The organism is Lactiplantibacillus sp. B652 (genome assembly GCF_023806745.1).
In the GTDB taxonomy this organism is placed as follows: domain Bacteria; phylum Bacillota; class Bacilli; order Lactobacillales; family Lactobacillaceae; genus Lactiplantibacillus; species Lactiplantibacillus pentosus.
The window spans coordinates 1-411 of sequence record NZ_JAMSKY010000075.1; the positions used below are offsets into that span (position 1 = coordinate 1).

1 pseudogene is annotated in these 411 nt (G+C 48.2%); it reads right to left on the reverse strand.

Annotation, left to right across the window (positions count from 1 at the left end):
• A pseudogene (locus tag MZO40_RS17065) lies at positions 1-411 on the reverse strand (adhesin); the annotation flags it as partial.

Below are 411 nucleotides of genomic sequence, written 5' to 3' on the forward strand. Positions count from 1 at the left end.
ACTCAGCGTCATGTGTTGTTGATCAGTTTCATCAGTTTGAGGCAACCGTTGATCCACAAAATTAGTAGCCGCTGCTTGACCAGCCTGAACCGGCTTAACAGGTGTCGTTGATTGGCTTGGGTTAATCGGCTTTATTGGCGTCGTTGGTTGACTTGGGTTAACTGGTTTTGCTGGCATCGTTGGTTGACTTGGGTTAACTGGTTTTGTTGGCGTCGTTGGTTGACTTGGGTTAACTGGTTTTGCTGGCGTCGTTGGTTGACTTGGATTAACTGGTTTTGTTGGCGCATCCTTGGTATAAACCACCGTGAAGTCAAGATCACTAGCGTCACCACTCACAGTTTGTGCCCCAATTTCAGCCTGGTCTGGCGTGTAACCCTTAATAGCTGGGCTAGTTACTGCCGCAAAGCTTTG